This window comes from Micromonospora sp. 4G55 (assembly GCF_016803375.1).
Map to the genome: position 1 here is coordinate 1 of NZ_JAEVHN010000628.1, position 3,542 is coordinate 3,542.

Consider the following 3,542-nt stretch of genomic DNA (forward strand, 5'->3'; position numbering starts at 1 on the left):
AGACCAGCCGTGCCGGCTACGACGTGGACGCGGTATCCGGCACGGCCGACCCCTCCCAGGAAGAAGCGGTCAATCCCCCCACCGAGCGGTGACGGCACCCCGACCCGGGTCGGGCCCGGTCGGCGGCGTCCGGCCGGGCCCGACGACGTAGCGGGACGGCGCGAGACGTCCGCGCGGATCATCGAGCTCTTCCTGGCCGACCCCGACCGCCGCGCACGGCTCGGTACGCGGCTACGCCCTCAACCCGCTCGGCGTCGACGACGCCCTGGTCACTGCCCTGCGCGGGCGCCTGCTGAAGCGCTGAGCGGCGCCGCCGCCCGGGCCTCGGTCATCCCCTTGTTGGCCAGCGCGTCCGCCCGCTCGTTCTCCGGGTGGCCGTTGTGCCCCTTGACCCACAGCCAGGTCACGTCGTGCCGGGCGCAGGCCGCCTCCAGCTGCTGCCACAGGTCGGCGTTCTTGACCGGCTGCTTGGCCGCCGTGAGCCAGCCGTTGCGCTTCCACGACGCCAGCCACCCGGTGATGCCGTTGCGCACGTAGGTGCTGTCGGTGTGCAGCCGCACGGTGACCGGCCGGGTCAGGCTCTCCAGCGCCCGGATGGCCGCGGTCAGCTCCATCCGGTTGTTGGTGGTCGGCGTCGCCTCGCCGCCGCACAGCTCCCGCTCGTGGCTGCCGTAGCGCAGCAGCGCGCCCCAGCCGCCCGGGCCGGGGTTGCCGCTGCACGCCCCGTCGGTCCAGATCTCCACGACCCTGCCGTCCGCCGCCTCCGCCATGGCGCCGAACCTACCGGTGCCGCCCGCAGCCGGTCGGCGCGGGCGTCCCGGCGCGCCGCGCCGCCGCCGGCTCTCACACCGCGCGGAGGTACGCCGCGCTGCTCGGCGAGGTCGACGGGCTACGCCGGCTGACGGTGTCGAAACCGCCGACCGCCGTTCGTCTGGAAGGTGAGGGGCCAGCATCGGGCCGGCCGTGACCCGCGAGGACCGGCATGAGACGCATCGTCATGACCAACAACCTCAGCCTGGACGGCGTGATGCAGGCGCCCGGACGCCCGGACGAGGACACCCGCGACGGCTTCGACCGGGGCGGTTGGGCGGTGCCCTACACCGATCCGGTGCTGGGCGAGAAGATGGGCCGGGGCATGGCGTCCACCGGCGCGCTGCTGCTCGGTCGCCGCACCTACCAGGACCTCGCCGGCTTCTGGCCGCACCAGACCGACAACCCGTTCACCCCGGTGCTCGACCGACTCACCAAGTACGTCGCCTCCACCACCCTGACCGCGCCGCTGCCGTGGGCGAACTCGGTGCTGCTCGACGGGGACGCCGTCGCGGCGGTCGCCGCGCTGCGGCGGCAGGACGGCCCGGACATCGCCGTGCTCGGCAGCGGCGAGCTGGTGCGGTCGCTGGCCCCGCACGGGCTGATCGACGCGTACGTGCTGGTCGTCCACCCGCTGGTGCTCGGCACCGGGCGGCGGCTGTTCCCCGACGGCGGGCACCCGGCCCGGCTGACGCTGGTCGAGAGCGTCACCACCACCACGGGGGTGCTCGTGGCGACCTACGAGCCGGCCTGACCCGCCCGATCCGGGGCCACGCCGACGGGCGCGGGGGCCGGCCCGGGGCGCAGCCGGGCGCGCAGCCGGCCGACGGCGTCACCGACCACCGCCGAGGTCATCGGCAACAGCGGACTGGACCGCATCACCGCCAGGTCCTCCGCCGGGGTGGTGGCACCGTCGAGGAAACGCAGCACCCGCTGCGCCGGGTTGCGGTCGAAGAGCCGGTCGAAGAACTCCGGGCCGCCGACCGCCCCGCGGTCCAGCGCCCGCAGCGCGACGGCGTCCATCCACCGGTGCCGACGCGGGTACGCCGGCCGGGGCACGGGGGCCCGGCCGGCGGCCAGCGCCCGGGCCACGTCGTCGGCCTGCCGGTGCATGGCGGAGAAGGTGAACCCGGTCGACGGCCGGGTGGCCCCGCCGGCGGTGCCCAGCCGCACCACCCGCGGCGACGGCCGGCCCTCGAACGGGGCGTCGGTCATCGGGATCACCCCGTCCTCCACCTGCCGCACCCTCAGCGCGGTCAGGTCGAGGCCGAGCAGGTCGGCGTAGCCACGCAGCGCGGCGTCGTAGCCGGCGTCGGTCAGCCGTCGCGGGGAGAACTCGGTGTACTCGACCAGGGCGTACCGGTCGCTGACCGGCAGCACGTAGCCGAAGGAGACGCCCCGCGCCGGCTGCGGGGTGCGGAAGTCCATCAGCACCGCCCGGCCCGGGTCGAACACCGGCCCGGGCGACTCCAGCCACCAGCCCCGGAAGTGCTGCAACCAGCTCGTCCGCCCCGCCCGCCGGGGTGGCCGGGGGCGGGAGTCCAGCACCCACCGAGCTTGCAGCAGCGCCGCGCCGTCGGCGTCCCGGACGGTCACCGACCCGCCGTCGTCGTCGAGGGCGCCGACCGCCGCGTCGACCCGGGTGGCGCCGAGGCGCCGCTCCGCCTCGGCGGCCCGCTCGTAGACCGGGGCGGAGCGCAGCATCGCGTACCGCAGCGGGGCGAGGTCGAGCCGGCGCCGACCGGCCGGCGTGGTCACCTCGACCTCCCGCCAGCTCGCGCTGAGCATCGGCTCCAGGTCGGTGCCGGGCGTACTCCAGAACGCCCAGGTGCGGTCCTGGCCGCGCTTGCGCACCGGGTCCACCACGGCGATCCGCAGCTCACGCAGGTCGTGCCGGTCCAGCGCGGCGAGGAGCAGGGAACCGGCGCCGCCACCGCCGACGACGGCCAGGTCGACGTTGTCCACCCGACCACGCTGTCACACCCGCCGGCCCGAGCCGGGCGGAGCCCCCACGGCGCGCCGCCCGGCCGGTACGGTGCCACGGCATGAGCAGCACGCCCGCCAACGCCCTCACCGCCCGCTGGGCCGCCCTGATCGACGACCGGCAGACCGTCCTGTCCGGCGCCGGGGCGTACCCGCTGCTGGCCCTGCTCGCCCGGCACGCGGCCGGTCCGGCCCGCGACGAGCTGTCCGCCGTCGCCCCCGACGCCACCCCCTACGACCTGGCCACCTCCCCCACCACCCGGCTGGCGCTGGGCTTCTGGGCCCGGCGCGAGCTGCGACTGAACCCGGCCTGGCTGCGCGCGGTCCCGGCGTCGATGCGGGGTGAGCTGACCGGCGACCGGGCCGTGGACCAGCCTGTGCTGGACCGCTGGGCGGCCACCCACACCGACGGGCAGATCCAGCAGATGCCGATCACGGTCACCCCGGACACGGCGCTGGTGCTGGCCAGCGCCCTGTCGGTGCTGACCGGCTGGGCGGCGCCCTTCCAGGAGGGCTGGTGCGAGCCGCGGCAGGGTCCCTGGCAGGGGCGGCGGCTGATCGGTCTGCACCGGTACGGCGGCGACCCCCGGACGCTGCGGGTGGCCGACACCCCGGCCGGACCGGTGAGCCTGCTGACCGTCGCCGGTGAGGCGGACGTCGACGTGGTGCTGGCCCTCGGCGAACCCGGGCGCCCGGCCGGTGCCGTGCTGCCGGCCGCGATCCGCGCCCTCACCGGCGGCCCGACGCTC

The 3,542-nt window shown here is 76.5% G+C and carries 3 protein-coding genes and 1 pseudogene; 2 read left to right on the forward strand and 2 right to left on the reverse strand.

What is annotated here, in order from left to right; genetic code table 11:
* Positions 1 to 269: 269 nt before the first annotated feature.
* Positions 270 to 770 carry a ribonuclease HI gene (gene rnhA / locus JNW89_RS31255; RefSeq protein ID WP_238451806.1) on the reverse strand — a complete coding sequence of 167 codons (501 nt, stop codon included), beginning with the start codon at positions 768 to 770 and terminating at the stop codon, positions 270 to 272.
* A gap of 212 nt (positions 771 to 982) precedes the next feature.
* On the opposite strand from rnhA, the gene JNW89_RS31260 reads away from it, so the two are divergent.
* Positions 983 to 1,564, forward strand: coding sequence for a dihydrofolate reductase family protein (locus tag JNW89_RS31260; protein WP_238451807.1), 582 nt, complete (start codon positions 983 to 985; stop codon positions 1,562 to 1,564).
* Here the strand turns inward: JNW89_RS31260 and JNW89_RS31265 are convergent.
* On the reverse strand, positions 1,549 to 2,775 hold the full coding sequence (locus JNW89_RS31265) for a lycopene cyclase family protein (protein WP_238451808.1): 1,227 nt from the start codon (positions 2,773 to 2,775) through the stop codon (positions 1,549 to 1,551). The genes JNW89_RS31260 and JNW89_RS31265 overlap by 16 nt on opposite strands.
* An 80-nt stretch (positions 2,776 to 2,855) precedes the next feature.
* On the opposite strand from JNW89_RS31265, the pseudogene JNW89_RS31270 reads away from it, so the two are divergent.
* Positions 2,856 to 3,542, forward strand: a pseudogene (locus JNW89_RS31270) (serpin family protein); the annotation flags it as partial.

Excerpts from the sequence above, each read along its gene's own strand:
- rnhA (WP_238451806.1), bottom strand. The coding sequence starts at position 770 with ATGGCGGAGGCGGCGGACGGCAGGGTCGTGGAGATCTGGACCGACGGG.
- JNW89_RS31260 (WP_238451807.1), top strand. The coding sequence starts at position 983 with ATGAGACGCATCGTCATGACCAACAACCTCAGCCTGGACGGCGTGATG.